This is a genomic window from Rhizobium sp. NRK18 (assembly GCF_024385575.1).
Classification (GTDB): domain Bacteria; phylum Pseudomonadota; class Alphaproteobacteria; order Rhizobiales; family Rhizobiaceae; genus JANFMV01.
Genome location: NZ_JANFMV010000001.1, coordinates 604,446 through 628,415 on the forward strand (window position 1 = coordinate 604,446; position 23,970 = coordinate 628,415).

26 protein-coding genes are annotated in these 23,970 nt (G+C 61.9%); 12 read left to right on the forward strand and 14 right to left on the reverse strand.

All coding sequences use genetic code 11. The features are described 5' to 3' along the window. Nucleotides 1-24: 24 nt before the first annotated feature. Together NN662_RS02720 and pyk are read left to right on the forward strand one after the other, a co-directional pair. Complete coding sequence (locus tag NN662_RS02720; protein ID WP_410010897.1) at nt 25-540, forward strand: DUF1036 domain-containing protein; 516 nt, start codon at nt 25-27, stop codon at nt 538-540. After that, entirely contained in the window at nt 540-1,979 is a 1,440-nt protein-coding gene (gene pyk, locus NN662_RS02725) for a pyruvate kinase (RefSeq protein ID WP_261928781.1), read from the forward strand. The genes NN662_RS02720 and pyk overlap by 1 nt, the downstream gene beginning before the upstream one ends. A 60-nt stretch (nt 1,980-2,039) precedes the next feature. Here the strand turns inward: pyk and NN662_RS02730 are convergent, their stop codons facing one another. The 6 genes from NN662_RS02730 to NN662_RS02755 form a co-directional block, all read right to left on the reverse strand. After that, nucleotides 2,040-3,047 (reverse strand): alpha/beta fold hydrolase, encoded by a 1,008-nt coding sequence (locus tag NN662_RS02730; protein WP_261928782.1) that lies wholly within the window; start codon nt 3,045-3,047, stop codon nt 2,040-2,042. 27 nt (nt 3,048-3,074) lie between these two features. Next, nucleotides 3,075-3,806, reverse strand: a complete 732-nt coding sequence (locus tag NN662_RS02735) for a tetratricopeptide repeat protein (RefSeq protein ID WP_261928783.1) — start codon at nt 3,804-3,806, stop codon at nt 3,075-3,077. Further along, the gene (ykgO, locus tag NN662_RS02740; RefSeq protein ID WP_093004239.1) at nt 3,807-3,932 is read right to left on the reverse strand and encodes a type B 50S ribosomal protein L36; all 126 of its coding nucleotides are present in this window, start codon (nt 3,930-3,932) and stop codon (nt 3,807-3,809) included. It lies immediately after the preceding gene. A 149-nt stretch (nt 3,933-4,081) separates the two neighbouring features. Then, nucleotides 4,082-5,161 carry a 5-(carboxyamino)imidazole ribonucleotide synthase gene (locus NN662_RS02745; RefSeq protein ID WP_261928784.1) on the reverse strand — a complete coding sequence of 360 codons (1,080 nt, stop codon included), beginning with the start codon at nt 5,159-5,161 and terminating at the stop codon, nt 4,082-4,084. After that, entirely contained in the window at nt 5,161-5,661 is a 501-nt protein-coding gene (gene purE, locus NN662_RS02750) for a 5-(carboxyamino)imidazole ribonucleotide mutase (protein ID WP_261928785.1), read from the reverse strand. Before purE ends, NN662_RS02745 begins: the two co-directional genes overlap by 1 nt. 22 nt (nt 5,662-5,683) lie before the next feature. Next, nucleotides 5,684-5,887 (reverse strand): YdcH family protein, encoded by a 204-nt coding sequence (locus tag NN662_RS02755; protein WP_261928786.1) that lies wholly within the window; start codon nt 5,885-5,887, stop codon nt 5,684-5,686. A gap of 352 nt (nt 5,888-6,239) precedes the next feature. Here NN662_RS02755 and NN662_RS02760 point away from each other — a divergent pair, with 352 nt between their 5' ends. Beyond that, entirely contained in the window at nt 6,240-6,416 is a 177-nt protein-coding gene (locus tag NN662_RS02760; protein ID WP_261928787.1) for a YdcH family protein, read from the forward strand. Nucleotides 6,417-6,583: 167 nt separating this feature from the next. Here the strand turns inward: NN662_RS02760 and NN662_RS02765 are convergent, their stop codons facing one another. Both NN662_RS02765 and NN662_RS02770 read right to left on the reverse strand, forming a co-directional pair. Then, nucleotides 6,584-6,844 carry an ArsR/SmtB family transcription factor gene (locus NN662_RS02765; RefSeq protein WP_261928788.1) on the reverse strand — a complete coding sequence of 87 codons (261 nt, stop codon included), beginning with the start codon at nt 6,842-6,844 and terminating at the stop codon, nt 6,584-6,586. Between the two features lie 84 nt (nt 6,845-6,928). Then, on the reverse strand, nt 6,929-7,696 hold the full coding sequence (locus NN662_RS02770) for a sulfite exporter TauE/SafE family protein (protein WP_261928789.1): 768 nt from the start codon (nt 7,694-7,696) through the stop codon (nt 6,929-6,931). Nucleotides 7,697-7,834: 138 nt separating this feature from the next. Here NN662_RS02770 and NN662_RS02775 point away from each other — a divergent pair, with 138 nt between their 5' ends. From NN662_RS02775 to NN662_RS02800, 6 genes are all read left to right on the forward strand, one after another. Continuing rightward, nucleotides 7,835-8,488 carry a thiamine phosphate synthase gene (locus NN662_RS02775; RefSeq protein WP_261928790.1) on the forward strand — a complete coding sequence of 218 codons (654 nt, stop codon included), beginning with the start codon at nt 7,835-7,837 and terminating at the stop codon, nt 8,486-8,488. Nucleotides 8,489-8,496: 8 nt separating this feature from the next. After that, a complete protein-coding gene (locus NN662_RS02780; protein ID WP_261928791.1) occupies nt 8,497-9,666 on the forward strand; it encodes a tetratricopeptide repeat protein in 1,170 nt (389 codons plus the stop codon). Between the two features lie 114 nt (nt 9,667-9,780). Continuing rightward, complete coding sequence (locus tag NN662_RS02785) at nt 9,781-10,245, forward strand: Lrp/AsnC family transcriptional regulator (RefSeq protein ID WP_261928792.1); 465 nt, start codon at nt 9,781-9,783, stop codon at nt 10,243-10,245. Nucleotides 10,246-10,386: 141 nt separating this feature from the next. After that, nucleotides 10,387-11,187 carry an inositol monophosphatase family protein gene (locus NN662_RS02790; RefSeq protein ID WP_261928793.1) on the forward strand — a complete coding sequence of 267 codons (801 nt, stop codon included), beginning with the start codon at nt 10,387-10,389 and terminating at the stop codon, nt 11,185-11,187. A gap of 122 nt (nt 11,188-11,309) precedes the next feature. After that, nucleotides 11,310-12,353: a MotA/TolQ/ExbB proton channel family protein gene (locus NN662_RS02795; protein WP_261928794.1), complete on the forward strand. Its 1,044-nt coding sequence runs from the start codon at nt 11,310-11,312 to the stop codon at nt 12,351-12,353. A 3-nt stretch (nt 12,354-12,356) separates the two neighbouring features. Beyond that, nucleotides 12,357-13,388 (forward strand): peptidoglycan -binding protein, encoded by a 1,032-nt coding sequence (locus NN662_RS02800; RefSeq protein WP_261928795.1) that lies wholly within the window; start codon nt 12,357-12,359, stop codon nt 13,386-13,388. Between the two features lie 55 nt (nt 13,389-13,443). On the opposite strand, the gene NN662_RS02805 is transcribed toward NN662_RS02800, so the two are convergent. Then, a complete protein-coding gene (locus tag NN662_RS02805; protein WP_261928796.1) occupies nt 13,444-15,264 on the reverse strand; it encodes an ABC transporter transmembrane domain-containing protein in 1,821 nt (606 codons plus the stop codon). A gap of 204 nt (nt 15,265-15,468) precedes the next feature. On the opposite strand from NN662_RS02805, the gene rpmE reads away from it, so the two are divergent. Together rpmE and NN662_RS02815 are read left to right on the forward strand one after the other, a co-directional pair. After that, nucleotides 15,469-15,690: a 50S ribosomal protein L31 gene (gene rpmE, locus NN662_RS02810; RefSeq protein ID WP_261928797.1), complete on the forward strand. Its 222-nt coding sequence runs from the start codon at nt 15,469-15,471 to the stop codon at nt 15,688-15,690. An 88-nt stretch (nt 15,691-15,778) separates the two neighbouring features. Next, complete coding sequence (locus tag NN662_RS02815; protein WP_261928798.1) at nt 15,779-17,653, forward strand: acyltransferase family protein; 1,875 nt, start codon at nt 15,779-15,781, stop codon at nt 17,651-17,653. 7 nt (nt 17,654-17,660) lie between these two features. Here the strand turns inward: NN662_RS02815 and NN662_RS02820 are convergent, their stop codons facing one another. From NN662_RS02820 to NN662_RS02835, 4 genes are all read right to left on the reverse strand, one after another. Then, the gene (locus tag NN662_RS02820) at nt 17,661-19,727 is read right to left on the reverse strand and encodes a prolyl oligopeptidase family serine peptidase (RefSeq protein WP_410010898.1); all 2,067 of its coding nucleotides are present in this window, start codon (nt 19,725-19,727) and stop codon (nt 17,661-17,663) included. A gap of 167 nt (nt 19,728-19,894) precedes the next feature. Continuing rightward, the gene (locus NN662_RS02825) at nt 19,895-20,410 is read right to left on the reverse strand and encodes a DUF1465 family protein (RefSeq protein ID WP_261928799.1); all 516 of its coding nucleotides are present in this window, start codon (nt 20,408-20,410) and stop codon (nt 19,895-19,897) included. Between the two features lie 493 nt (nt 20,411-20,903). Next, a complete protein-coding gene (locus NN662_RS02830; RefSeq protein WP_261928800.1) occupies nt 20,904-21,095 on the reverse strand; it encodes a DUF1192 domain-containing protein in 192 nt (63 codons plus the stop codon). A gap of 12 nt (nt 21,096-21,107) precedes the next feature. After that, a complete protein-coding gene (locus NN662_RS02835; protein ID WP_261928801.1) occupies nt 21,108-22,382 on the reverse strand; it encodes an MFS transporter in 1,275 nt (424 codons plus the stop codon). Nucleotides 22,383-22,532: 150 nt separating this feature from the next. Here NN662_RS02835 and NN662_RS02840 point away from each other — a divergent pair, with 150 nt between their 5' ends. Continuing rightward, nucleotides 22,533-22,694, forward strand: a complete 162-nt coding sequence (locus NN662_RS02840) for a hypothetical protein (RefSeq protein WP_261928802.1) — start codon at nt 22,533-22,535, stop codon at nt 22,692-22,694. Nucleotides 22,695-22,788: 94 nt separating this feature from the next. Here the strand turns inward: NN662_RS02840 and NN662_RS02845 are convergent, their stop codons facing one another. Beyond that, entirely contained in the window at nt 22,789-23,814 is a 1,026-nt protein-coding gene (locus NN662_RS02845; RefSeq protein ID WP_261928803.1) for a class I fructose-bisphosphate aldolase, read from the reverse strand. Between the last annotated feature and the right edge of the window lie 156 nt (nt 23,815-23,970).

Here is a 23,970-nt window from a genome sequence, read left to right on the forward strand (position 1 = left end):
TTGACTTTCGACAATGGGCGTCGCATGAAGACCCAAATGCTTAGCCACGGAGTTTCCCTGATCATCGTGCCACAGCGCTATTCAAAATACGGGCGGGGGCTGTCACGCTATGGCTTGCGTGCGTTCCTCGCATTGCTTGCTCCGGTCTTCTATTTTTCGGCCCCGGCGGCCTATGCCGACTTCCGCGTCTGCAATGGCACGGCGAACCTCGTCGGCGTGGCGATCGGTTACCGCACCGAAAAGGGTTGGGTGAGCGAGGGATGGTGGCAGGTGCCCGCCTCGGCCTGCGCGACACTGATCGAGGGCGAACTCCAGTCCCGCTACTATTATCTTTATGCCGAGGATGCGGCGCGCGGCGGCCGTTGGGCCGGCGATATCAATATGTGCGTTGCCGAGGACGAGTTCAAAATCCTCGGGGTCAACGACTGCTATGCCCGTGGCTACCAAAAAATGGGCTTCAAAGAATATGATACGGGCCGCCAGGGAAGCTGGATGGTCCAATTGTCTGACACTCCCGGGACGCAGGAAAGCCAAAACTGATGAAGCGCAATCGCAAAGTAAAAATTCTCGCCACTCTAGGTCCGGCCTCGAGCGAAGAGGCCATGATCGAGAAGCTGCATCAGGCCGGCGCCGACGTGTTCCGCATCAATATGAGCCATGCCAGCCACGACGTGATGCGCACGCTCATTGGCCGTATCCGCAGCGTCGAGAAGCGCAGCGGCCGGCCGATCGGCATTCTTGCCGACATCCAGGGTCCGAAGCTGCGCGTCGGCAAGTTCGCCGATACCAAGGTTGAGCTGAAGATCGGCCAGACCTTCACGCTCGACAACAAGGACGTTCCCGGCGACGAGAACCGCGTGTTCCTGCCGCATCCGGAAATCCTGGAATCGGTCAAGCCGGGCCAGCGCCTGCTGATCGACGACGGCAAGCTGCATCTGCGCGCTGAAAAGTGCGACGGCACCTCCATCGTCTGCACGGTCATCTCCGGCACCACGATCTCCGACCGCAAGGGCGTGAGCCTTCCCGACACGATGCTCGGCGTCGGTGCGCTGACGTCGAAGGACCGCGCCGATCTCGACGCCGTGCTGGCGACCGGTGAAGTCGACTGGGTTGCCCTGTCGTTCATCCAGCGCCCGGAAGACATTGCCGAAGTGCGCAAGATCGCCCGCGGCCAGGTTGGCCTGATGTCGAAGATCGAGAAGCCGCAGGCCATCGAACGCATCGACGAGATCATCGAGCTGTCCGACGCGCTGATGGTCGCCCGTGGCGACCTCGGTGTCGAAATGCCGCTTGAGACGGTTCCCGGTCTGCAGAAGCAGCTGATTCGCGCCTGTCGCCGTGCGGGCAAGCCTGTCGTCGTCGCCACCCAGATGCTGGAATCGATGATTTCCGCTCCGGTGCCGACGCGCGCCGAAGTCTCCGACGTCGCCACCGCCGTCTTCGAAGGCGCGGATGCCGTCATGCTGTCGGCCGAGTCCGCCTCGGGCGCCTATCCGGTCGAAGCCGTCGAGACGATGGCGAAGATCGCCAGCAAGGTCGAACGCGACCCGCACTTCCATGGCATCATCTATGCGCAGCGGCCGCAGCCGCAGGCAACCGGCGCCGATGCGATTTCGCTCGCAGCCCGCCAGATCGCCGAAACGCTGAACCTTGCCGCGATCGTCTGCTACACCGCTTCCGGCACCACCGGCCTGCGCGCCTCGCGCGAGCGTCCGGAAGTGCCGATCATTGCGCTGTCGCCGATCATCCAGACGGCCCGCCGCCTGTCGATCTGCTGGGGCACGCATTGCGTGGTCACGCAGGACGCGTCCGACCTCGACGACATGGTCAACCGCGCCTGCCGCATCGTTGCCTCAGAGGGCTTCGGCAAGCCCGGCGATCGGGTGATCATTTCCGCCGGCGTTCCGCTCGGCACACCCGGCGCGACCAACATGCTGCGCATCGCCTATATCGGTTCGGACGGGCAGAGCGGCGTCTGAGCCGCTTCCCAGATATGCGCTGACATTATTCGAAAGCCCCGCCACCGTGCGGGGCTTTTGTCATTGTGCCGCAAGAGGTGCGACGAAGGTTCGCGCCATGTGCTGCAGGTCGTGTTGCCTGCCGGCGATCTTCTCGATCGCGGCGATCGCGATGTCGGTGGCGATGTAATCCGGCTTGTGGCCGAGATCGCGAAGGGTGACCAGTTCCGCATCCGCAATGTCACGAACCAGTCCCACGGAATGGATGTCGGCGAGCACGATATCGTCGCTGTCGCCGGTGATGACGATCGTCGGAGCGGAGATGCTCGGATAGGATCGGGCGGCGGTAGTCACATAGTCCAGCAGGCCCGCGACGTCCTTGGCATTGTTGCGGAAGGTGGCCGGCCGCAGGACGAGCGCCGGCGCGGTGCGCTCATGATAGTCCGGCGGCTGCGGATTGGGATGGAAGACTGCACGGATCGCGCCGTGCATCCGCACCAGGCCGGCGGGCATCGCAAGCGTTCGGGAAAAGAGCCAACCGAGAACGGGCCTCGCCGTCAGCGTGTAGTACCAGTCGACCCCGCCTGGCCAGGGGTGCGTGGCGGGTGACAGAAACAGAAGTCCCGCCGTCTTCTCCGGCGCGGCCAGCGCGAAGCTTGCGGCAATGGCGCCGCCGAAGGAGTGGCCGCAGATGATCGCCCGTTCGATGCCGTAGCGATCCATGAGGGCGGCGATGGCGCGCGCCTGGCCGTCCGGCGTGTCGTTTTCCGGTCCGCCGCGTTCCGAGTGGCCATGGCCGGGCCGGTCGACGAACAGCATTTCGGCGCGGCCGGAAAGTGGCGCCAGGAAGGGCGTCATCTGGTCGAGACAGTTGCCGCTGGCGCCGTGGATGAAGACGAGCGGCGGCAGGTCGGCGGTGTCCGGCCGCGGCACATGCACGGCATGCATGCGATAGCCGCCGACATCGACCAAATTTCCCTGGGGCGGAAAGCGTCGGGTGATCCTCCGCGCCATGATCCAGGAAAAGATCAAGAGAAGGAGAAGCGCCAGCAGGATGGCGAGCAGGATGAAGGCGAGGATGGAAAGCAAGGGAGGGACCGGGTTTGGACTAAGCTATCAGGTGCGCTGGCCGGCAAGCTTTTCCGAGATGTCTTCCATGTTCTTGCGGGCTTCCTTGCTCGCCGGGAAAATCTCGAGATATCGCTGCCAGGCCTTCAGGGCCATTTCTTCGTCGCCGATCTGGTTCATGATCTCCGCCATGCCGGCAATCGCGCCGAAATGTCGTGGTTCCAGTTCAAGCGTCTTCTGGATGTCGGCCATCGCCTTGCGGTAATCGCCCATCGTGTAATGAACGGTGGCGCGGCGGTTCCAGCCCTCGGCGAAATCCGGTTTTAATAGCGTCACCTGGTCCAGGAGATCGAGGGTGGCATCTGTGCTGCCTTCGGTCATGGATTTGGCGGACTGATCCATCAGGAGGTTGACCGTGGGACTGCCGGAATCAGTGAGCAGGCGACGGATCTGGCGGGAGATGTCCTCCGCCTTGCCGGCGTCGCGTTCACGCTTCAATTTCAGGAAAAGCGAATCGAGTTCTTCGGCCTGCGTCAGCGTGCCGGTATCCGGTTCTTCGATTCGGGCTGTGTCGTCGACGCAAAAGGCCGGAGTTGCCGCCAAGGGGCAAGCCAGCATTGCTATCAGGCAAAATGACAAAGGGCGCATGGCGGTCATGGTATCCGCAAAGCGCCCAATATCAAATGAAATCTGCCTGTCATCATGCTGCGCGGCAAAAGTCCTGTCGCGCAAGCCTGCCGATCTCGCGGCCAGCCGCCGGTCACGCCGGCGGCGCGGCAATCAGCCCTGGCGGGCCTTGAAGCGCGGGTTCTGCTTGTTGATGATGTAGATACGACCCTTGCGACGAACCAGGCGGTTTTCGCGGTGACGGGCCTTCAGCGCTTTGAGCGAATTCTTGATCTTCATTTTCTTAATCCGCGTTTCTCAGTGGGGATGCCTCTCGGCGCTCCCGGTCTCCAAACAATCAAAAGCGCGCCGGTCGGAAAAGCCTATGGCGCGCCCCTCGAAAAGTTGACAGGCAAATACCCTGTAGGCCTGGGCCTGTCAACCGGCCTTCAAGCCTTTTCCTGCCGGTTTGCACCGGTCAGCCGGGTGACGTGACCCATTTTGCGGCCGGGGCGGGCCTCGGTCTTGCCGTAGAGGTGGACAAGGGTGTCGCTCGTCTTCAGCCAATCATTGAGATCGTCGATGTCGTCGCCGATCAGGTTCTGCATCACGCAGTCGGAGTGGCGGGCCGGATCGCCGAGCGGCAGGCCCGCGACGGCGCGAATGTGCTGTTCGAACTGCGAAACGATGCAGGCGGCTTCCGTCCAGTGACCGGAATTGTGCACCCGCGGCGCGATCTCGTTGGCGATCAGCGTGCCGTCGCCAAGGACGAAGAATTCCATGCCGATGACGCCAACATAATCGAGCGCCGACAACAGGCTTTCGGCAGCCTTCAGGGCGGTGGCCTGCGTCTGCGGACCGATCGCTGCGGGCAGCGTCGAGGTGTGCAGGATGCCGTCGCGATGGACGTTTTCGGCTGCATCGTAGGCGCGTACCGTGCCGTCGGTTCCGCGCGCCGCGATGATCGACACCTCGCGCTCGAACGGGACGAAGCTCTCGAGAATGAGCGGTACGGCGCCGAGAGCCTCGAAGGCGCCGGCGGGGCTGTCCTGAGGTCCCTTGAAGACGCGCTGCCCCTTGCCGTCATAGCCGAGGCGGCGGGTCTTCAGCACGCCCTTGCCGTCGAAATCGGCCAGCGCTGCTTCCAGGTCTGCCTGGCTGTCGACGGCGTGGAAGCGCGCGGTCTCGATGCCGCAGCCGTTCAGGAACCGCTTCTCGGTCAGGCGGTCCTGCGCCACTTCCAGCGCTTTCGGCGGCGGATAGACGGGTACGGTCGCGGCCAGCGTTTCGGCGGCGGCGACCGGCACGTTCTCGAATTCGTAGGTGACGACGCTGCAAAGGTTCGACAGTTCGGCGAGGGCCGCCGCATCGTCGTAGGCAGCGGTGATCTGGCCGTTGGTGAGCTGGGCTGCCGGACAGTCAGGCTGTGGCTCGAGGATGATGGTGCGGTAGTTCAGCCGGGCAGCGGCCATCGCCAGCATGCGGCCGAGCTGACCGCCGCCGATGATCCCGATCGTTCTGTCTTTCATTATACGTCGTCCATGGGGTATTCGGCGACCGCTTCGCTCTGGCGGGTGCGCCATTGGTCAAGCGCGATCGCGACGTCCTCGTCGGTCAGCGCCAGCACGGCGGCGGCCAATAGCGCTGCGTTGACCGCTCCGGCCTTGCCGATCGCCAGCGTGCCGACCGGAATGCCGGCGGGCATCTGGACGATGGAGAGCAGGCTGTCCTGTCCGGAGAGCGCCTTCGACTGGACCGGTACGCCGAAGACCGGAAGCGGGGTCATGGCAGCCGCCATTCCCGGCAGATGGGCTGCGCCGCCGGCCCCGGCGATGATCACCTTGAAGCCTTCGTCGCGGGCGCCCTTCGCAAAGGTCACCAGCCGGTCGGGCGTGCGGTGGGCGGATATGATCCGGGCGTCGTATTCGATGCCGAGCGCCTCCAGCGTGTCGGCCGCATTCTTCATGGTTTCCCAGTCTGACTGGCTTCCCATGATGATGGCGATCGGCGGTCGTTCCGCACTGGTCATAAGTCGTCCTCTTTCAAGCTGTTCAGGCAATGATGTCGGGGATGATCTGATCTTCCAGCTTGCTGATCTTGTCCTTGATGACAAGTTTCTTCTTCTTCATGCGCTGGATGCGAAGGGCTTCGCAGCCGACCTGTATCATGGCGTTGATGGCGGCATCGTAGTCTTCGTGTTCCTGACGCAACCTTGCGACCGCCAGCCGAATTTCCGCCTGTTCCTGATCCGCCATTCCAGTCCCCGCCTCTCACGTCACAATGCCCTGCGAGCCGGTTGCCCGGCGATTGCGGCAAGCTCCTATCACTAAAACGTGCATTCGGGAAGTTATCTGGAACGGCTGTTCCGCATTTTGCGGCCGGCCATGCGGCCGAGGCCGTTCAGAGCCTTGGGAAACGGTTGCTAACCTTCCGTTAGGGATGTCTGTTGAAAGCCGAAAAAAATTCATCCGGCTGTCAAATTGCCTTCAAGAATCCACGAAATCGCCTTCGACAAGGGGGGCATCTTGTGGCACATTTCTCCTGTTGAAACCTGAAGCCACGGTCAAGTGTGGCCGGGATAGGTTTAGGGAAGGAAGGACAGTAAAAATGACCATACAGGCTCATCTTGCATCGCTTGAACAAAAGCACGACGCTCTCGAGCAGGAACTGCACCAAGCGCTTATGTCCGTATCCAGTGACGACCGCGAAATTGCCGAGATCAAGCGCCGCAAGTTGCGCATCAAGGACGAGATGGAGCGCATCAAAAGCTCCACGCGACACTAAGTCGAATTCTGTATGTGTGTTTACTCGGCTTTCCGGCATTTGGACCGGGAAGTCCGCCACCCGGCCCAGGAGGCCGGCCTCGACGAGGTCTGTTAAGGGTGGATTTGCCGGATAGATAGATCCGGCCCTTCAAGAAACCGGTTCTGGGTGTCCGCTGTTGCCGTAGTTCACGCCCAGAACTGGTCCAGCCACAGATTGAGCTTCATGAAGCCCTGGCTGTTGACGGCATAGATACGTCGTGTTCCTTCGGATTTCACGGAAACGAGGCCGCTTTCGAGCAGCGCCTTCAAATGCTGGGAGACGGCCGGCCGGCTGATCGGCAGGCCCTCGGCCAGCTCGTTCACCGTCCGTGGTGCGCGCCTGAGCTCCTCCAGCAGGTAACGCCGGTTCGGATCCGCAATCGCACTGAAAGGATCGGTGTTGGACATGAGCGCGAACTTACGGGAAAGGCCGGAGGCGGGCAAGAATATTTGTGCGCTGCAGCGAGAAAAGGCGATCTCTCATCTTGAGCGCTACCATTGCAGCCCGTCGTAGAACAATTTCGTCGCCGCAATCAGCACCATGACATACATGAAAGGGTAGAAGAACTGCGGTTTCATGTGCCTGACGGCCCAGGCGCCGATCATGGTGGAAACGAAGGCGACCGGCAGCAGGAGGACGGACAGCGACAGGTTCTCCGTGTCGAGTTCGCCGAGCGCGAAGTACGGCAAGACCTTGATCGCGTTGACGATGGCAAAATAGCGAACGCTGGTGCCGGTGTAGGTCTTCGGGTCGAGCTTCAGCGGCAGGACGTAAATCTGGAAGGGTGGGCCGCCGGCATGGGCGACGAAGCTGCCATAGCCCGACAGCGTCATCCACAAGGTCGCAAGTGCCGGGCGCTGCTCCTTCGGCTTGACTTCGACATGCCGCTTCGGCCCGTAGGTGTCGTAGAAGAATTTCAGCGCGAAGACGATTGTGATCGCGCCGATTACGAGGCGCATGATGTTCGTGGAGACATAGGCCGACGTCGCCCAGCCAAGTGCGATGCCGATGACGGCACCCGGAAGGCAGATAAGCAGCGTTTCACGGTGATTGTGGCTGCGCCAGGCCCAGAGGGCGACCAGATCCATGGCGATCAGGATCGGCAGAAAGATGGCGGCGGCCTGAACCGGCGGCACGACGAGCGCCAGCAGCGGCACACCCATCAGCGCCATGGCGCCGCCCATGCCGCCCTTCGACAGGCCGACCACGGTCACGGCCGGAATGGCCGCGAGGAAGAAAGTTATGTCTGGAAGAGTCACGGCGGGCCGTATTCCGGTTGATCAATTGGTGAGAGAGGTCTATCGGATTTGCATGGATAAGACGAGGGGCGATCTGGGCAAAAGCCCATTCCCGACGTTTCCTGTGACATGAATGCCGTCAGAATGCAGAGGTAACACATGGCCGGTGCCGACAATCGTTGCAGACTTGTTCTCGTGATTCCGGACATTGCTGAGCCGTCGATTGCGCTGAAAGCCGTCGAGGACGCTCTGCGCGGTGGCGATGTCGCATCGGTCATCGTGCCGCAATACGGCATGTCCGACCGTGATTTTCAGGATTATGCCGAAAAGCTCGTCCCGGTGATCCAGGACGCCGGCGTTGCAGCGCTGATCGCCGGCGACAGCCGGGTGGCCGGCCGCGCCCGCGCCGATGGCCTGCATATCGAAGCCGACGCCGAGGCGCTGGCGGACGCGATCGAAAAGCACGCGCCGAAGATGATCGTCGGCAGCGGCAACATGCCGGATCGTCATCACGCGCTGGAAATCGGCGAATGCAATCCGGACTACGCCTTCTTCGGCAAGCTCGATGGAGACATCCGGCCCGAAGCGCATCCGAAGAATGTCGCGCTTGGCGAGTGGTGGGCCTCGATGGTGGAAATTCCCTGCATCGTCATGGGCGGCACCTCGATCGACTCCGTCGTCACCGTTGCCGAAACCGGAGCGGAATTCGTGGCGCTCCGGACCGCGATTTTCGGGGACCTGGCCGCAGCCGCCCGTGCCGTCGCCGAAGCAAACGCTCTTCTTGACGAAAAAGCGCCACGGTTTGACGATTGAACGTTGGCATGATGCTGAAGCCCGCCCGCTCTTGCCTGTTTTTCGCCGTGCTAGGCGCCCTTTCCTGTTCGGGTGCGCTGGCGGCTGACGACAGCCTCGGCGGTCTTTTGCTTCAGGACGACGGCGCCCTCGCGCAGCCGCTGCACAAGGGTGCAAGGCCCGGTGCGGCAGCGGGCGGCGAGGCTGACCTGTTGCAGCGAATGGGTATCGAGCCGCCGGTGGCGGGCGGTGGAACGCTTGCTCCAGACGCGCGATCCGGAAGGGTCGGGGCGGCGGATCGCGCAACGATCCTGCATCGCATGGCCGAGGGCCTGCCGGATCTTCCCCCCGAAAAGCCATATACCGGTGTCGTCGACGAGGCCTATGGCGCCTACCAGCGCGGTCTCTACGTCACCGCCCTGCAGAAGGCCTTGCCGCGTGCACAGCTTGGTGATGCGGTGGCGCAGACGCTTGTCGGCGTGCTCCTGTCGCGAGGTCTCGGCGTTGCGCGCGATGCGAAGGCGGCGGCGTTCTGGTTCAAGCAGGCGGCCGAAAACGATGATCCGCCGGCCATGTTCCGCTATGCGCTTCTCCTGATGGAGGGAGAGGATGTGCCGCGCGACAAGGCGAAGGCCGACGAGATGATGAAGAAGGCGGCGGAGGCGGGCAATGCTTCCGCGCAGTTCAACTATGCCCAGATGCTGGTTGCCGACAATCCCGGCGAGCGCGGGCTCGAACAGGCGCTGCCCTATTACGAAAAGTCCGCCGAGCAGGGGATCGCCGACGCGCAATACGCCGTTTCGCAGGTCTACATGTCGCTGCCGGATATTCCGGAAGACAAGCGGGCGAAGGCCCGTGAATGGCTCTTGCGCGCGGCGCGGGCCGGCTACGACACCGCCCAGCTCGACATGGGCGTCTGGCTCGTCAACGGTGTGGGCGGGCCGCGGGACTTCGACAAGGGCTTTCAGTGGCTGAGGATCGCGGCGCTTCGCGGCAATGTCGCCGCGCAGAACAAGCTCGCCTATCTCTACATCAACGCGCTTGGAACACGGCCCGATCCGATCGAGGCCGCCAAGTGGTACGTGCTGTCGCGCCGCGCCGGGCTTGCCGATCCGGGACTTGAGGATTTCTACCTCGGCCTCACCGACGACCAGCAGAAGCAGGCGATCGACGCCGCCAACAAATTCCGGCCCATCTGATCGGATGCAGTCTGATACGCCGCCTTCGGCGTGTCGCTTTGCGCCAGAACGAACTGGAAAGCCGGAAGGCGATCGTATATTCCGGGCTTTTGGCAAATCACGGAACTCATCGCCATGCTGTCAGAGCTCGACCGGATCGACGTCAAAATCCTGAAACTGCTTCAGGAAAACGGCCGCCTGACCAATGCCGACCTGGCCGATCTCGTCGGCGTCAGTCCGGCGACGTGCCACCGCCGGACCCAGCGCCTGTTCGACGAAGGCTATATCCAGACGGTCCGGGCGATGGTCTCGCCGCAGAAGGTCAATCGCGGTGCGCTCGTCATGGTCGGCGTTGTGCTCGACCGGTCGACGCCGGACAGCTTCGCCGAATTCGAGAAGGCCGCGCGCTCCCTGAAATTCGTGCTCGACTGCCATCTCGTGGCCGGTGATTTCGACTATTTCCTGAAGATCCGTGCGCAGGACATGGCGGATTTCAATCGCGTGCATGGCGAGCAGCTGATCGCGCTGCCGGGCGTTCGCCAGACGCGGACGTTCTTCGTGATGAAGGAAGTGATCGACAACGCGCCGCTCGATTTCTGAGCCTCTTGACCGCCAAGGCTTGAATTCCGGGCCGTTTTGTGGTCTTGAACCCGCCGATCATTCAATCCGCATCGACGAAGACAGCTTTCCGGGCTCGTGGAGCCGAAGCTGCACGATCAGTTCTCAAGGATAAGAAGCCTCATGGCCCGCTCCGCTCTCCTCAATGTCATGGTTCAGGCCGCCTTCAAGGCTGGCAAGTCGCTGGCGCGCGATTTTGGCGAGGTGCAGAACCTGCAGGTGTCGCTCAAGGGACCCGGCGATTATGTCTCCCAGGCGGACCGCAAGGCCGAGAAGATCATCCGCGACGAACTCCTGAAGGCGCGTCCGACCTATGGCTTCCTCGGCGAGGAAAGCGAAGAGATCATCGGCACCGACGGCGCGCATCGCTGGATCGTCGACCCGCTGGACGGCACCACCAACTTCCTGCACGGCATTCCCTGTTTCGGCATCTCGATCGCGCTCGAGCGCAATGGCGAGATCGTTGTCGCGGTCGTGTTCAACCCGGCGACGGATGAACTCTACACGGCTGAAAAGGGTGGCGGCGCCTTCGTCAACGATCGCCGCATGCGCGTTGCCGCACGCCGGGAACTGTCCGACGCCGTCATCGGTTGCGGCGTGCCGCATCTCGGCCGCGGTCATCACGGCCAGTTCCTCGTCGAATTGCGCAACGTCATGGGTGAGGTCGCCGGCATTCGTCGCATGGGTGCGGTTTCCATCGATCTCGCCTATGTGGCGGCTGGTCGCCTCGACGGTTTCTGGGAAACCGGGCTGCAGGCATGGGACCTCGCGGCAGGCTTGCTACTGATTCGCGAAGCCGGCGGTTATGCGACCGACATGGACGGTGGCACGAAGAGCCTGGAGACGGGCGCCGTGCTCGCCGGCAACGAGCATATCCACCGCGCACTCGGCGAAGTTTTGAAGCGTCCGATCGCGAAAGCGTGAGGCGGGTTCGGCAAATCGGCCAATTCGTCGGCTGCCCGACAAAGTTTTGCGCGGCTTTTCACTTCAATTTTCCACTATTTTCTAATAGCCTCCGGCGCACTGGTTGCGGAGGCGAATGAAATATGGCGAGATTCGGACTGTCTGGCTTTGGTAAGTCGGATCTGGAGGCTGAAGAGTACGGGCAGAAGCTTTCCAGCCCGATGCCCTATTTCTGGACGATGGTGCTGTTCCTCATCATCGTCGGCTTCATCGTCGCCATTCTCTATCGCCAGGCCCAGACGGCCTTCATGGCCAATCCGGGTCTGAACGGCCTCATCGTCTTCGTGTTGTGGATCGGTATCCTGCTCGTCTTCAGCCATGTGCTGCGGCTCGGACCGGAGGTGCGCTGGTTCAACTCGTTCCGCGCCGTCGGCAGTGCCGACAAGGTGGGGCGGGAGCCGAAGCTGCTGGCGCCGATGCGCTCGCTGATCGGCAGCTGGCAGACGATCGCGCTGTCGACCACCGCGCTGCGCTCGATCCTCGATTCGATTGCCACGCGTCTCGATGAATCGCGCGAAATTTCCCGCTATCTCATCGGTCTTCTGGTCTTCCTCGGCCTGCTCGGCACATTCTGGGGTCTGATCAGCACCATCGGATCGATCAACAACGTCATCCAGTCGCTCGACCCCGGCTCCGGCGACAGCGCCGACGTTCTGGGCACGCTGAAGGAAAGCCTTGCTGCGCCGCTTTCGGGCATGGGCACGGCATTTTCATCCTCGCTGCTCGGCCTTTCGGGCTCGCTGATCCTCGGCTTTCTCGACCTGCAGGCCGGCCGCGCCCAGAACCGGTTCTACATGGAACTGGAAAACTGGCTGTCGTCCGTCACCGACGTCGGCTCCGAAATCGCTGCGGTTGCCGAAGCCGTGACCACCACGGCGCCGGACGGCGGCTCGTCGGAAGACATGAAGCTGCTCGTCGAACAGCTGCAGAAGATCGCGGAAGGCGGCGGCTCCAGCCAGCGGACGGTGCAGGCAATGGCCAACCTTGCCGAAGGCATCCAGGGCTTGGTCAAGAACATGCGGTCCGAACAGCAGATGCTGCGTGACTGGATCGAGGCGCAGCAGGAGGAATCCAAGGCGATGCGCCGATCGCTCGACCGCCTTACCGACATCGTCAGCGGAGAATAGCCGATGGGTCTTTCCCGCAACCGGCGGCAGGCGCACACGGTCGATTACTGGCCGGGCTTCGTCGACGCGCTGTCGACGCTTCTGCTCGCCATCATGTTCCTGCTGACGGTCTTCGTCATCGGTCAGTTCATCCTGTCGCGCGAGATCAGCGGCAAGGACGAGGTGCTGAACCGGCTGAACAGTCAGATCAACGAACTCACCCAGCTTCTGGCGCTCGAAAAGGGCAACAAGCAGGATCTCGAAGACCAGCTCGCCAATCTGCAGGCGTCGCTGACGACGTCGGAAAGCGAGCGCTCGCGGCTGCAGAGCCTACTCGATTCCGGTTCCGGCAGTGCTGCGGCGGCGCAGGGCACGATCAGCGATCTCAACGAGGCGCTCGATTCCGAGAAACAGGTGAGTGCCCGGGCGCTAAGCCAGATCGATATTCTCAACCAGCAGATCGCCGCCCTTCGCCGGCAGATCGCCGCGATCGAACAGGCGCTGGATGCTTCTGAAGCCAAGGACCAGGAGAGCCAGACGAAGATCGCCGATCTTGGCCGCAGGCTCAACGTCGCCCTTGCCCAGCGCGTGCAGGAACTCAACCGCTACCGCTCCGACTTCTTCGGGCGTCTCAGGGAGATCCTCTCGGATCGCAAGAACATCCGCGTCGTCGGCGACCGCTTCGTCTTCCAGTCGGAAGTGCTTTTCGCCTCGGGCAGCGCCGATCTTAATCCGCAAGGCAAGGAAGAGCTCGCGAAGCTCGCCAGCGCCGTCGTCGATATCGCCAAGGAAATTCCGAACGAGATCAACTGGGTGCTGCGCGTCGACGGCCATACCGACAATGTGCCGCTGTCCGGCTCGGGCAAATATTCCGACAACTGGGAGCTTTCCTCCGGTCGCGCAACCTCAGTGGTCAAGTTCCTGATTTCGCAGGGCGTGCCGGCCAACCGCCTCGTCGCGGCCGGCTTCGGCGAATACCAGCCGATCGCCGAAGGCGACAGCCCGGAAGCGCGGTCGCAGAACCGCCGCATCGAATTCAAGCTGACGGAGCGCTGAGGCGCTCCGCCTTGGGCTGCAAGGCAAGGGTGATAGTTGGGCTTGGCGTCCGCCGTCAGACTGCGGCGGGAGCCGTCGCCTGCGCCGAGGCGTCGGCCTCGATCTCGTAGTTGAATTGCAGGCGCGCCAGGCGGGCGTAAATGCCGCCCTTCTTCACAAGACTCTGATGCGTGCCTTCCTCGACGATCTTTCCCTGGTCCATCACCAGAATGCGATCGGCCTTCAGCACGGTTGCCAGCCTGTGGGCGATGACAACCGTCGTGCGGTCTTCCATGAGCCCGTCCAGCGCCTTCTGCACCAGTGTTTCGCTTTCCGCATCCAGCGCCGATGTCGCCTCGTCGAGCAGCAGCACGGGGGCATCCTTGAGGATGGCGCGGGCGATCGCGATGCGCTGGCGCTGGCCGCCGGAGAGCGTGATGCCGCGCTCGCCGACCATGGTGTCGTAACCGTTCTCAAGGCGCGAAATGAACTCGTCGGCCTGGGCTGCGACCGCCGCTGCGCGGACCGCCTCGCGGCTGGCGCCGGGAGAGCCAAAGGCGATATTGTCATGCACGGAGGAGGCAAACATGGTGACGTCCTGCGGCACGATGGCGATGCGGGCGCGCAGGTCTTCGGGCGTCACCGCCTTGGCGTCGACGCCATCCAGCGTGACGAGCCCGGATTGCGGATCGTAGAAGCGCAGCAGCAGCGAGAAGACGGTGCTCTTGCCGGCCCCTGAAGAACCGACGATCGCCACGCGTTCGCCGGAGGAGACCTTGAAGCTCAGCCCGTTCAAGGTCACCTTGCTGACGGAGGTCGGGTAGGAGAAGGAGACGTCGCTAAATTCGATTTCGCCCTTGGCCGGCTCGGGCAGCGCGAGCGGCTTTGCCGGAGCACGGATCGCCGGCACTTCGCGCAAGAGTTCGCCGATGCGTTCGGCGGCGCCTGCGGCCTGCGCCAGTTCGCCCCAGACCTCGGACAGCGAGCCGAGCGAGCCGGCGGCAATGACCGAATAGAGAAGGAACTGGCCGAGCGTGCCGGGCGACAAAGTCCCGGCCATGACGCTCTGGGCGCCGAACCAGAGGACGCCGATGATGCTGGCGAAGATCAGGGTGATGGCAACGCCGGTCAAAAGCGCGCGCGACTTGATGGCGTCCCTCGCCGCCTCATAGGCCTGCTCCACGGCGCCGGAAAAACGGGCGTTGGCAACATCCTGGCCATTGAAGGCTTGCACGGTGCGGCTGGCGGCAATCGTTTCTCCGGCATAGGCGGTGGCATCGGCCAGCGTGTCCTGTGCTGCGCGCGAGCGCCGGCGCACGGAGCGGCCGAAGGCGACGAGCGGAAAGACGATGATAGGGATGGCGGCCAGAACAAGGCTCGACAGCTTGGGACTGGTATAGACCATCATGCCGATTGCGCCGAGACAGAGAATGGTGTTGCGCAATGCCAGCGACGCAGTCGCACCGACGGCGGACTTGATCTGCGTGGTGTCTGCCGTCAGCCGCGAGACGATCTCGCCGGACTGGTTGACGTCGAAGAACTCCGGCGACAGGGCGGTGACACGCGTGAACACGTCGCGGCGCACATCGGAGACGAGCCGTTCGCCAAGCGAGATGACGTGGTAGTAGCGCATGGCGCTCGCCAGAGCGAGGAGAAGGCCCATCAGCACCAGCATGCCGAAGTAGTTGTTGATAAAGGCGTGGTCGGCCTCGTTGAAGCCGTGGTCGATCATCCGGCGCACGGCAAGCGGCAGGGCGAGCGTCATGGCGGCCGCAAGCGTCAGGAAGAACAACGCGTAGGCAATCTTCGTCTTGTAGCGCTTGAGGTACGGAAGCAGTTGCGCCAGGGGCTGCAGATTGCGCCGTGAGGCAGTGCTGTCGGGCTGTTGTTGGGCCACTTTTCCCCCTTGCCCGGGCGGGACGAAGTTCCTGCCTTGTGGGCCTTGTTATCCAGGCAACGTTCATGTATAGGCACGGCATCGAATTGGAAAGCCGTAGCCAGAAACGACTGCGGCTTCATTTATTCAATTGGTCCATAGACCGCAATGGTTTGCCAAAAACTTGCGACAATTGGACCCGAAGCGCGTCACAGGAAGATTGTTATGAAGGCAGACATCCATCCCGACTATCACATGATCAAGGTGGTCATGACTGATGGCACCGAATACGAAACCCGGTCCACCTGGGGTACGGAAGGCGCCGTCATGAACCTCGAAATCGACTCCAAGTCGCACCCGGCCTGGACCGGCGGCAACCAGCAGCTCATGGACCGCGGCGGCCGCGTCTCCAAGTTCAAGCAGCGCTTCTCCGGCCTCGGCCTCTAAGATTTCGCGCTCGAACAGCTTCCAAAGCCCGGCCTCGCGCCGGGCTTTTTGCGTTTGAATTACCCGAAGCGATGTGCGACGGAACGGCATGCTTGCGAAGACCAAATACAATCCCGATATCGACGGCCTGCGCGCAGTTGCCGTTTTGCTCGTTCTCCTGTTTCATCTCGGCAATAAGATCTTTCGAGGGGGCTTCATCGGCGTCGATGTCTTCTTCGTCATCAGCGGCTATCTGATCACGCAGCAGTTGCTCGGCGAGATGGAGCGGGGGGAGTTTTCCTTCCGCCGGTTTTTTGCCCGTCGCATTCGTCGCCTGCTTCCGGCACTCGCGGCGGTTGCCTCCATTTCCGCAGTGGCCGGCGTCTTCATCTTCCTGCCGTCGAATATCGAGCCGACACTGTGGTCCGCCTTGCTGAGCCTGTTCGGGCTCTCCAATTTTCTGTTCTGGATGCAGGCGGGTTATTTCGATTCCGATGCGATTTTCAAACCGCTGCTCCACACCTGGTCGCTCGGCGTGGAAATGCAGTTCTATCTGTTTTGGCCATTGCTGATGCTGGCTGCCGTCGGGATTCGAAGCCGGATTGCTCGATACCTGGCCACTGGCATATTTCTCGTCCTGGCGATATCATTGTCGCAGGCATGGCTTGCAATCGATCCCGCCGGTGCGTTCTTCCTGACCCCGGCGCGCATATTCGAGTTTGGCGTCGGGGCGGCCCTGAACTGGATTGGCGGGACCGGGAGGCTCTCAAGGAAGACGTCCCTCGCAGCGCTCGTTGTTGGATTGTCGGGCATTCTGGTCTGTGCGATCGTCTATCGCGAAACGATGCCATTTCCGGGCCTCTATGCCCTGTTCCCATGCCTTTCCGCCGCGGCTGTCATCGCGTCGGCCGGTGGCGCTGCCAGCTCGATGGTCCTCGGCAATCGGGTCATGGCGTTGCTCGGACGTGCCAGTTACTCCATCTATCTCGTCCATTGGCCGTTGATCGTCTTCGATAACTATCTTGATGCCGGCCTTGGAACCAACTGGCTGTTCGTCATATCACTGGTGCTCGGCTTCCTGAGCTACCGCTGGATCGAAACGCCCTTTCGGTCCGGTCCTCACCGGGCGATAAAATTCAGGCTGATGAGCTATGGAGTGTTGTTGCTAACTGTCGGGTTGGCTGTTTGCCTGCGTCTTGACGATAGCGTGTGGAAATTTCGATATTCATCGCGAATTGCATTCTCGATGAACCCGAGATTTGCGGTCGTTGGCGCAAAGCATACGTGGCCTCTGCTGAAGAAGAGGCAGACCCCGTTCGCAGACGACGCACGAATGAAGGTTCTCATCATCGGCGACAGCCAGGCCGGCGACATGGCAAATATGCTGGATCGAAAATATGGCGAGTCCATCGATCTGAGGTCGTTTCCAAGCTCGGCCGCCTGCCAGATCCTCGTGAACAACGCCTTCTACGATCTGGAGCCCGACGAGAGGGAACGCTGCGGCAAGAGCAATGAGCGGATTCTGGCGGACAGCCGCATCAAGGAAGCTGATCTTGTCATTCTGGCCTTCAACTGGTTCGACCGGTCACCGTCCTTCATAAAGGACAATGTACAAGCCTTGCGGCAGTCGGGCGCCAAGCGCATCGTCTTGATCGGGCCGAAGACACAGTCCAGCAGCGGCATGGATCTGGTGGCTTCACTCGGGAAGCTTGACGGTGTCGAGAAGTTGGCCGCCGAGAAACTTGATCCGACCGTCGTCAGAACGAATGCCGATCTCAAGCGCGCTTCCGACGAGGCTGGCGTCGAATATGTCGATATTCTCGGAAAAGTCTGCCCTCGTGCCGATCTCTGCTATGTGCTCAACGAAGACGGTGTCCCCGTTTTCTTCGATAACAAGCATCTGACAGAGGAAGGAGATGCCTTTCTTATCGAGAAAGGCATCCTGGACGATCTCCGCCTTGAGGGGCAGATATCAGGTCAATAGGTATCGACTACCCCCTGCGGGCATTTGCGACGATCGTTGTCCTCAGGAAGCTGTAGCCTGTCGCTAGGCGGGCGGCGATGTCGTCGGCGCGGCCGTCGCCGCCGTGGCCGCCGGAGCCGAACTCGCGGAAAAGGACGGACTGTCCGGCATCTTGCAGCAGGGCGGCGAAACGCCTTGCGTGCGAGGGGTGGACGCGGTCGTCGTTGCTGGAGCTTTCGACGTAGACCGGCGGATAGCGGCGCTCCTCCGCCGGGCGAATGTTGTGGATCGGTGAATAGGCCTTCAGAAAGGCGGCGTCCTCCGGCGTGTCCGGGTCGCCGTATTCGTCGATCCAGGCGCGGCCGGCGGGGAAGGTGTGAAAGCGCAGCATGTCGAGCACCGGCACCTGGCACCAGACCGCGCCGAAATCTTCCGGGTAGCGAGTCAGCATGACGCCCGTCAGAAGGCCGCCGTTCGAGCCGCCCTGGCAGGCGATCGTCACCGGCCGGGCATAGCCGCGCATCACCAGATCGCGGGCGATGGCTGCGAAGTCCTCATAGGCCGTCGGCCGCTTTTCGCGCTTGGCGGCCAGATGCCATGCCGGACCGTATTCGTCGCCGCCGCGGATATAGGCCTGGACATAGGCATTGCCCTGCGAGAGCCACAGGCCCGTGACGCCGGAGTAATAGGGCTGCAAGCCGCTTTCGAAGCCGCCATAGCCGTAAAGCAGGACGGGCAGGGGCATGACCGTTGCGTCCTTGGGCAGGACGAGCCTGTAGGGAATTTTGGTGCCATCCGACGAGGTCGCCATCAGAAGTTCCGAGCGCATGCCGCCAGCGTCGAAGAGGTCCGGCGCCCGTGCCATCTCGATCAATTCCGGCAGTTGCGCAGCACCGGTGAGATCGAGCCGATAGAGGGTCGGCGGCTGCAGGAAACCCTGCGTCCAGACGAGGAGGGTGTCGTCGCCGTGATGCAGCTCGTCGTCGAGCGTCCTGAACCAGATGGTCTCGGCATTCGCCGGCATGTGAAGCTCGCGCGGCTCGCCTTGCGGATCGCTGAGATCGAGCAAATAGACCTTCGGCCGCAGATTGTCGGACACCGTGAAGACGCACCACTCCTTCAGCAGGGTGAACTGCGTGACGGTCTGGCGTTCGCCGGGGGCAAATAGGATGCGCGGCTCGCCAAGCTGCGGCGGGCATCCGTCGAAATAGACCGGCAGCGGTGCGAGCACCAGGCTTCCCTCGGCCACCGCTTCGTTCGATTTGGCGCGCCAGAAATAGTAATTGTGGTTGAAGCTCACATCGCTGAGCCGCGGCACCTCCAGGGCGATGCGCTCGCCGCCGTTCTTCTGCAGCCAATAGCTCGCCGAACCGATGTCGTGCCGGATGGCGAAGACGTCGATGTGGCCGGCGGTTTTCGGCAGGCCGGCAAGCGATGGGCCGATCCGGAAGGCATAGGCGGTCACGTCGTCCTCGCCGGCTTCAAAGACGACGGGGGCATCGGGGGGTGCCATGCCGCGCTTCAATATCCGCCCGACCCGCGGCCAGCCGGAACGGGTCGCCGATTCCCGGTCGATGGAGCCGAAATAGAAGATCTCGTCACGGCTGATCCATGAGGCATGCGCGCGGCAGGCGGGCGTATCGAAGCCGTCCCTGACGATCGTCTTGTCGCGGCAGTCGAATTCGATGTCGCGCATCAGGTCAGAACCGCCGTCGGACAGTGCTATGAGAATAAGGTCAGGGTCGTCGATACACGCCGTGGCGCCGCGCCAGACCCATGTCTTGCCCTCCGCCTCGCAAAAGGCGTCGAGGTCGAAGACCGTTTCCCAGTCGGCATCGGGGAGCGGCGGTACGTCCTTTGGTACGCGCTGCAGGACGCCGAGGGCGTGGGTTTTCAGCTTGCGGAACTGATAGAGCCAGTCACCGCGTCGTCCAGGGATGATCAGCTTGTCGTCTCGTTCGATCAGTGCGCGGATCTGGTCGCGGTCACGTTCGAAGGCCGGGTCGCGCAGTGCCGCATCCGCCGCCGCGTTCATCCTGTCGACGAAGGCACGCGTTTCGGGCGCCGCGTCGTTTTCGAACTCCAGATATGTCACGGGCACTTCCTCTCGTCCGCTTCTCGTCTTGGGGCGGGAGCTTAAGAGATTCGTATGTCGTTTGTCTGGTCGAGATCGGAAAAAGAAAGCCTCCGGCAAGAGGTTCGCCAGAGGTTTTTCTGATGCGATGCTTTTATCGGGGTCGGGTCGGCACCGACGGATCCGTCTTACTGGCCGCCGAAGGCGGTCTTCAGAAGATCGAGCTGGGCCTGGACCGAATTCTCGCCACCGGTCTGCGGTGCGGTTTCGGCCGGGCGATAGATTTCGCGGTCGAGCAGGGAGACGCGCTTCTGCAGGCGGAGCGAGCGCTCGACGAGATCGCGGAAGGATTCCGGCAGATCGTTCCAGCCCGGGGCCGAACGGTCGACGTTGAAGCTGTCGAGGCGCACCTTGCTCTTCTCTGCGATGACCTGCTCGCGGGTCATCTCGCCGTTGTTGACGGCGCGCTGCAGGAGCAGCCAGGAGGCCATCTGCATCAGGCGGGTGGTCAACCGCATGGATTCGGCGGCATAGAGAACGGAGGCGAGGCGCGGCAGAACCTTGGAGGCGGCACGACCCGGACCGTCCAGATAGCTTGCAGTCTCTTCCACCAGGGACATGCCCTCGGAGTAGAGTGTCTGAAACTGACTGGAAGATGCCGCGTGGCCGGCAAAACTGATAGTGTTCAAACCGCGGTCTGACATCGATACTTCCCTGTTCAACGCATCACATTCTTGGGTGTCGGACTGGCCGCCTTCTTGGATGGGCGGCACCCGTTTTATCGGTTTACAGGATGCAATCATTACCCCAAATGCGCAAGCCGATTATTAAGAAAGGGTTAATTCCCACACCTTTGCAGAAACCAATGTGAAGATACTGCCGATTGCCAAAGCCAAGGTGCCGATTTTGCTTAGGATTTTAACTAAACTCCGATCTGACGGCGTTGTTCCGCAGTCCTTGTGCCTTATGGCACCAAAATGGCAAAAAAAAGAGCCGCTCGGAAGCAGCTCTCAAGGTAAAACAGGGAGAAATCAGACGTCACACCCAAAAGGGCAATGTCCGAATCCAGTGAACTGGATGCCAACAGTAATGACTTATAAAGCTTAATATTGCGTTAAACGCCATCGGCCGGGTGTATCAAGCCTTAATATCGTCTTCAAATGACTGCGTTTTCTCGTCCGTGAAGACTTATAATTTCTAGCGTTTGAAGAAGCTTTCGGCCGTCGCGCGGCCCTTCGACTTGGCGTCTCGCTCGGTCGCGAGACGGGTTATCTCGGCTTCGAGCAGCGCTATCCTTGCCGTCAGTTCGTCGGCGGAAAGGCTCGATATATCCGAGCCGATCTCGTGTTCGGTCTTTTTCTTGGGCTTGTCGTCGTCGAACGGGTTCATGGGTATCGGTTCCTATTCCGCAGCCTGCAGCCCATCCTGCCTGTTATCGCCGCCGGCGCGTGGGTCTAGTTCTGCGCCTTGTGGCGTGGTGAGGGCGTTCGGCGTGTTGGATACGGTCGTGAAGTTTTCGCGATCGGCGATGGGAACGGCCGCCCGCATGCGGGTTCTGAGGATGGCGTAGCCGACAGTGGCTATGTGGGCGATCGCCGTGATCAGGAACAGGGAGTAGGGACCAAGCGCCGACATCACCGGACCGCCGACCGTCGGGCCGATGATGGTGCCGATGCCGAAGAGCAGCAGGAGGCCGCCGGAGACCTTGACGAATTCGTCCGGGGCGGCGTGGTCGTTGGCATGCGCCACGGCGATCGGATAGAGCGTATTGGCCGTGCCGCCGTAGATGGCGACGATGACGATCAGGAATATTACATTGGTCGGCTGCAGGACGACGAGAATAATGCCTGCCAGTGCGGCAATGCCGGCAAGGGCGGCGAGCACGTAGCGACGGTCCATCCGGTCCGAGATGCGGCCGGCCGGCAGCTGCAGGAGGGCGCCCGCAAAGATGGCGGCGCTCATCATCAGGCCGATGGAGGCCTGCGGCAGGCCGGCACGCGCGCCGAAGACGGCGCCGAGCGTGCCGAATGCGCCATTGGCGATGCCGATCAGGAGAATGCCGACAAAGGCGACGGGCGAATGCGAAAAGAGGCTCTTGAGGTCGAGCTTGACGTTCTTCAACGGTTGCGGAGAGGCGGCGTTGGAGAGCGTGGTCGGCAACATGGCGACGCAGTAGAGGATGCCGCAGATCATGAACAGGACCGGCGTGTGGACGTCGCCGAAGGAGACCACCATCTGGCCGGCGACGACGCCGGAGAGGTTGATCACGAAATAGAGCGAGAAGATCGTGCCGCGGCTTTCATTCGTCGCGCGCTCGTTGAGCCAGCTCTCGACGATCATCGACGTTCCGGCGGCTGCAAAGCCGGTCATGGCGCGAAGCGCGACCCAAGCGATGTCGTTGACGACGAGGCCGGTCAGCAGCGCGACGATGGCGATCAGCGAGATGCAGCCGGAAAAGGCGCGGACATGGCCAATGCGCCTGACAAGCGCCGGCGCCACGAAGCATCCGGTGACAAAGCCTCCGGCCCAGGCCGTGCCAAGCAGGCCGAGAATGGTGGTGCTGTAGCCTTCGGAGGCTCCACGGACCGGCAGCAGCAGGCCGTGCAGGCCGTTGCCGATGAAGAGGAACAGGGCTCCGAGGAGGAGTGCGAAAACAGGAAAAATATTGCGGCGCATGGTCTTATGTGAGCGGACTTTGAATGAAAATGCAAATGCTCAGTGCCATTGCATGGTTCCATTCATCTGCGATAGATCGGGGCGGAGCCCTCGATCGCGAGGGACGGAATCATTCCTGCGGCAAAGCATACCGGAAAAAGAGGAAAGGTCATGGCAAAACTCATTGCATTGCTGCTTGTGCTCGCCATGGCCGTGCAGATCATCAAGCCGATCGGCCTGCCGGGGCTGACGCGGCGGGGCGATTTCTGGAAGATCGCGGTCGGCGCTTTCGTACTGACCATGCTGACGGCGCTCATCCGGCCCGGCGGCTGATAGGCAGGCACCATCGAGACGACAGCGCCGAAATGAAAGAAGCCGCTGCAGCCAAAGGCGCAGCGGCTCCAACCTCCCTTGAACGGCGCGTTTTTTATGCTGCCTTTTCAAGATCCTTTTTCCAGCTGCCCTTGGCAGCCAGGCTGTTCATGCGTGCGCGGTGCGTAAACGCCCGCTGGCCGGCAGCGACGTTCTCGCACTTGCCGCCCCACGCCTTCAAAGCGTCCTCTTGCAGAGCACGTCCATACGAGAAGGTCAAGGCCCAAGGCATGTCATAGGTTGCATTCATGGCCGAGAGATGGGCCGTCGCCTCTTCGGTCGACTGGCCGCCGGACAGGAAGGCAATGCCCGGCACCGCGGCGGGAACGGTCGCTTTCAAGACGCGCACGGTGCGTTCCGCGACTTCGGCGACAGACGCCTTGCGGGCGTTCTTGCCGTCGATGACCATGTTCGGCTTTAGCACCATGCCCTCGAGATCGACCTTCATCTCGGCCAATTCGTTGAAGACGGTGCGCAGCACGAATTCGGTGACTTCCACGCAGCGGGCGATGTCGTGGTTGCCCGGCTTGCCGTCCATCAGGCACTCCGGCTCGACGATCGGCACGATGCCGGCTTCCTGGCAGAGGGCTGCGTAGCGGGCCAGTGCATGGGCGTTGGCCTTCAGCGAGCCGTAGGTCGGCAGTGTGTCGGAAATGGCGATCACGCCGCGCCACTTGGCGAAACGGGCGCCGGCCTCATGGTAACGCGCGAGCCGGTCGGCGAGGCCGTCGAGGCCCTCGGTGATGGTTTCGCCGGGGGCAAGCGCCATCGGCTTGGCGCCGGTGTCGACCTTGATGCCCGGAATGGAGCCGGCGGCCTTGATCAGCTCGACGAGCGGCGTGCCGTCGGCGGCCTTCTGGAAGAGGGTTTCCTCATAGAGGATGACGCCGGAGATGTAGTCGTTCATCGCCTCGTCGGCGCGAAACAGCATCTCGCGATAGTCGCGGCGGCTGTCGGCGGTCGATTCCAGACCGATCGTGTCAAACCGCTTCTTGATGGTGGAGGTGGATTCGTCGGCTGCCAGCAGGCCTTTGCCTCCGGTCACCATTTTCACAGCAATGTCTTCGAGGCGCTCGCTCATGCAACTACTCCCTGGGCAAATCTCAGCCTCCGTTAGCAGAAGTTTATGGCAATTAAAATGCAGGTGGATTTTATTGAAACGATTGAAATTATTTTAATCGTTTGAAATATTTGAGTAATTCACATCAATTTAACAAAAAGGAGCGGGAAATCCCGC

Coding starts and splice junctions, on each gene's coding strand:
- NN662_RS02775 (WP_261928790.1), top strand. CDS start 7,835: ATGGCCGGTGCCGACAATCGTTGCAGACTTGTTCTCGTGATTCCGGAC.
- NN662_RS02780 (WP_261928791.1), top strand. CDS start 8,497: ATGATGCTGAAGCCCGCCCGCTCTTGCCTGTTTTTCGCCGTGCTAGGC.
- NN662_RS02755 (WP_261928786.1), bottom strand. CDS start 5,887: ATGGCGGATCAGGAACAGGCGGAAATTCGGCTGGCGGTCGCAAGGTTG.
- NN662_RS02745 (WP_261928784.1), bottom strand. CDS start 5,161: ATGAAAGACAGAACGATCGGGATCATCGGCGGCGGTCAGCTCGGCCGC.
- NN662_RS02760 (WP_261928787.1), top strand. CDS start 6,240: ATGACCATACAGGCTCATCTTGCATCGCTTGAACAAAAGCACGACGCT.
- NN662_RS02815 (WP_261928798.1), top strand. CDS start 15,779: ATGCTTGCGAAGACCAAATACAATCCCGATATCGACGGCCTGCGCGCA.
- rpmE (WP_261928797.1), top strand. CDS start 15,469: ATGAAGGCAGACATCCATCCCGACTATCACATGATCAAGGTGGTCATG.
- NN662_RS02790 (WP_261928793.1), top strand. CDS start 10,387: ATGGCCCGCTCCGCTCTCCTCAATGTCATGGTTCAGGCCGCCTTCAAG.
- NN662_RS02845 (WP_261928803.1), bottom strand. CDS start 23,814: ATGAGCGAGCGCCTCGAAGACATTGCTGTGAAAATGGTGACCGGAGGC.
- NN662_RS02840 (WP_261928802.1), top strand. CDS start 22,533: ATGGCAAAACTCATTGCATTGCTGCTTGTGCTCGCCATGGCCGTGCAG.
- NN662_RS02720 (WP_410010897.1), top strand. CDS start 25: ATGAAGACCCAAATGCTTAGCCACGGAGTTTCCCTGATCATCGTGCCA.
- ykgO (WP_093004239.1), bottom strand. CDS start 3,932: ATGAAGATCAAGAATTCGCTCAAAGCGCTGAAGGCCCGTCACCGCGAA.
- NN662_RS02825 (WP_261928799.1), bottom strand. CDS start 20,410: ATGTCAGACCGCGGTTTGAACACTATCAGTTTTGCCGGCCACGCGGCA.
- NN662_RS02795 (WP_261928794.1), top strand. CDS start 11,310: ATGGCGAGATTCGGACTGTCTGGCTTTGGTAAGTCGGATCTGGAGGCT.
- purE (WP_261928785.1), bottom strand. CDS start 5,661: ATGACCAGTGCGGAACGACCGCCGATCGCCATCATCATGGGAAGCCAG.
- pyk (WP_261928781.1), top strand. CDS start 540: ATGAAGCGCAATCGCAAAGTAAAAATTCTCGCCACTCTAGGTCCGGCC.
- NN662_RS02835 (WP_261928801.1), bottom strand. CDS start 22,382: ATGCGCCGCAATATTTTTCCTGTTTTCGCACTCCTCCTCGGAGCCCTG.
- NN662_RS02800 (WP_261928795.1), top strand. CDS start 12,357: ATGGGTCTTTCCCGCAACCGGCGGCAGGCGCACACGGTCGATTACTGG.
- NN662_RS02830 (WP_261928800.1), bottom strand. CDS start 21,095: ATGAACCCGTTCGACGACGACAAGCCCAAGAAAAAGACCGAACACGAG.
- NN662_RS02765 (WP_261928788.1), bottom strand. CDS start 6,844: ATGTCCAACACCGATCCTTTCAGTGCGATTGCGGATCCGAACCGGCGT.
- NN662_RS02785 (WP_261928792.1), top strand. CDS start 9,781: ATGCTGTCAGAGCTCGACCGGATCGACGTCAAAATCCTGAAACTGCTT.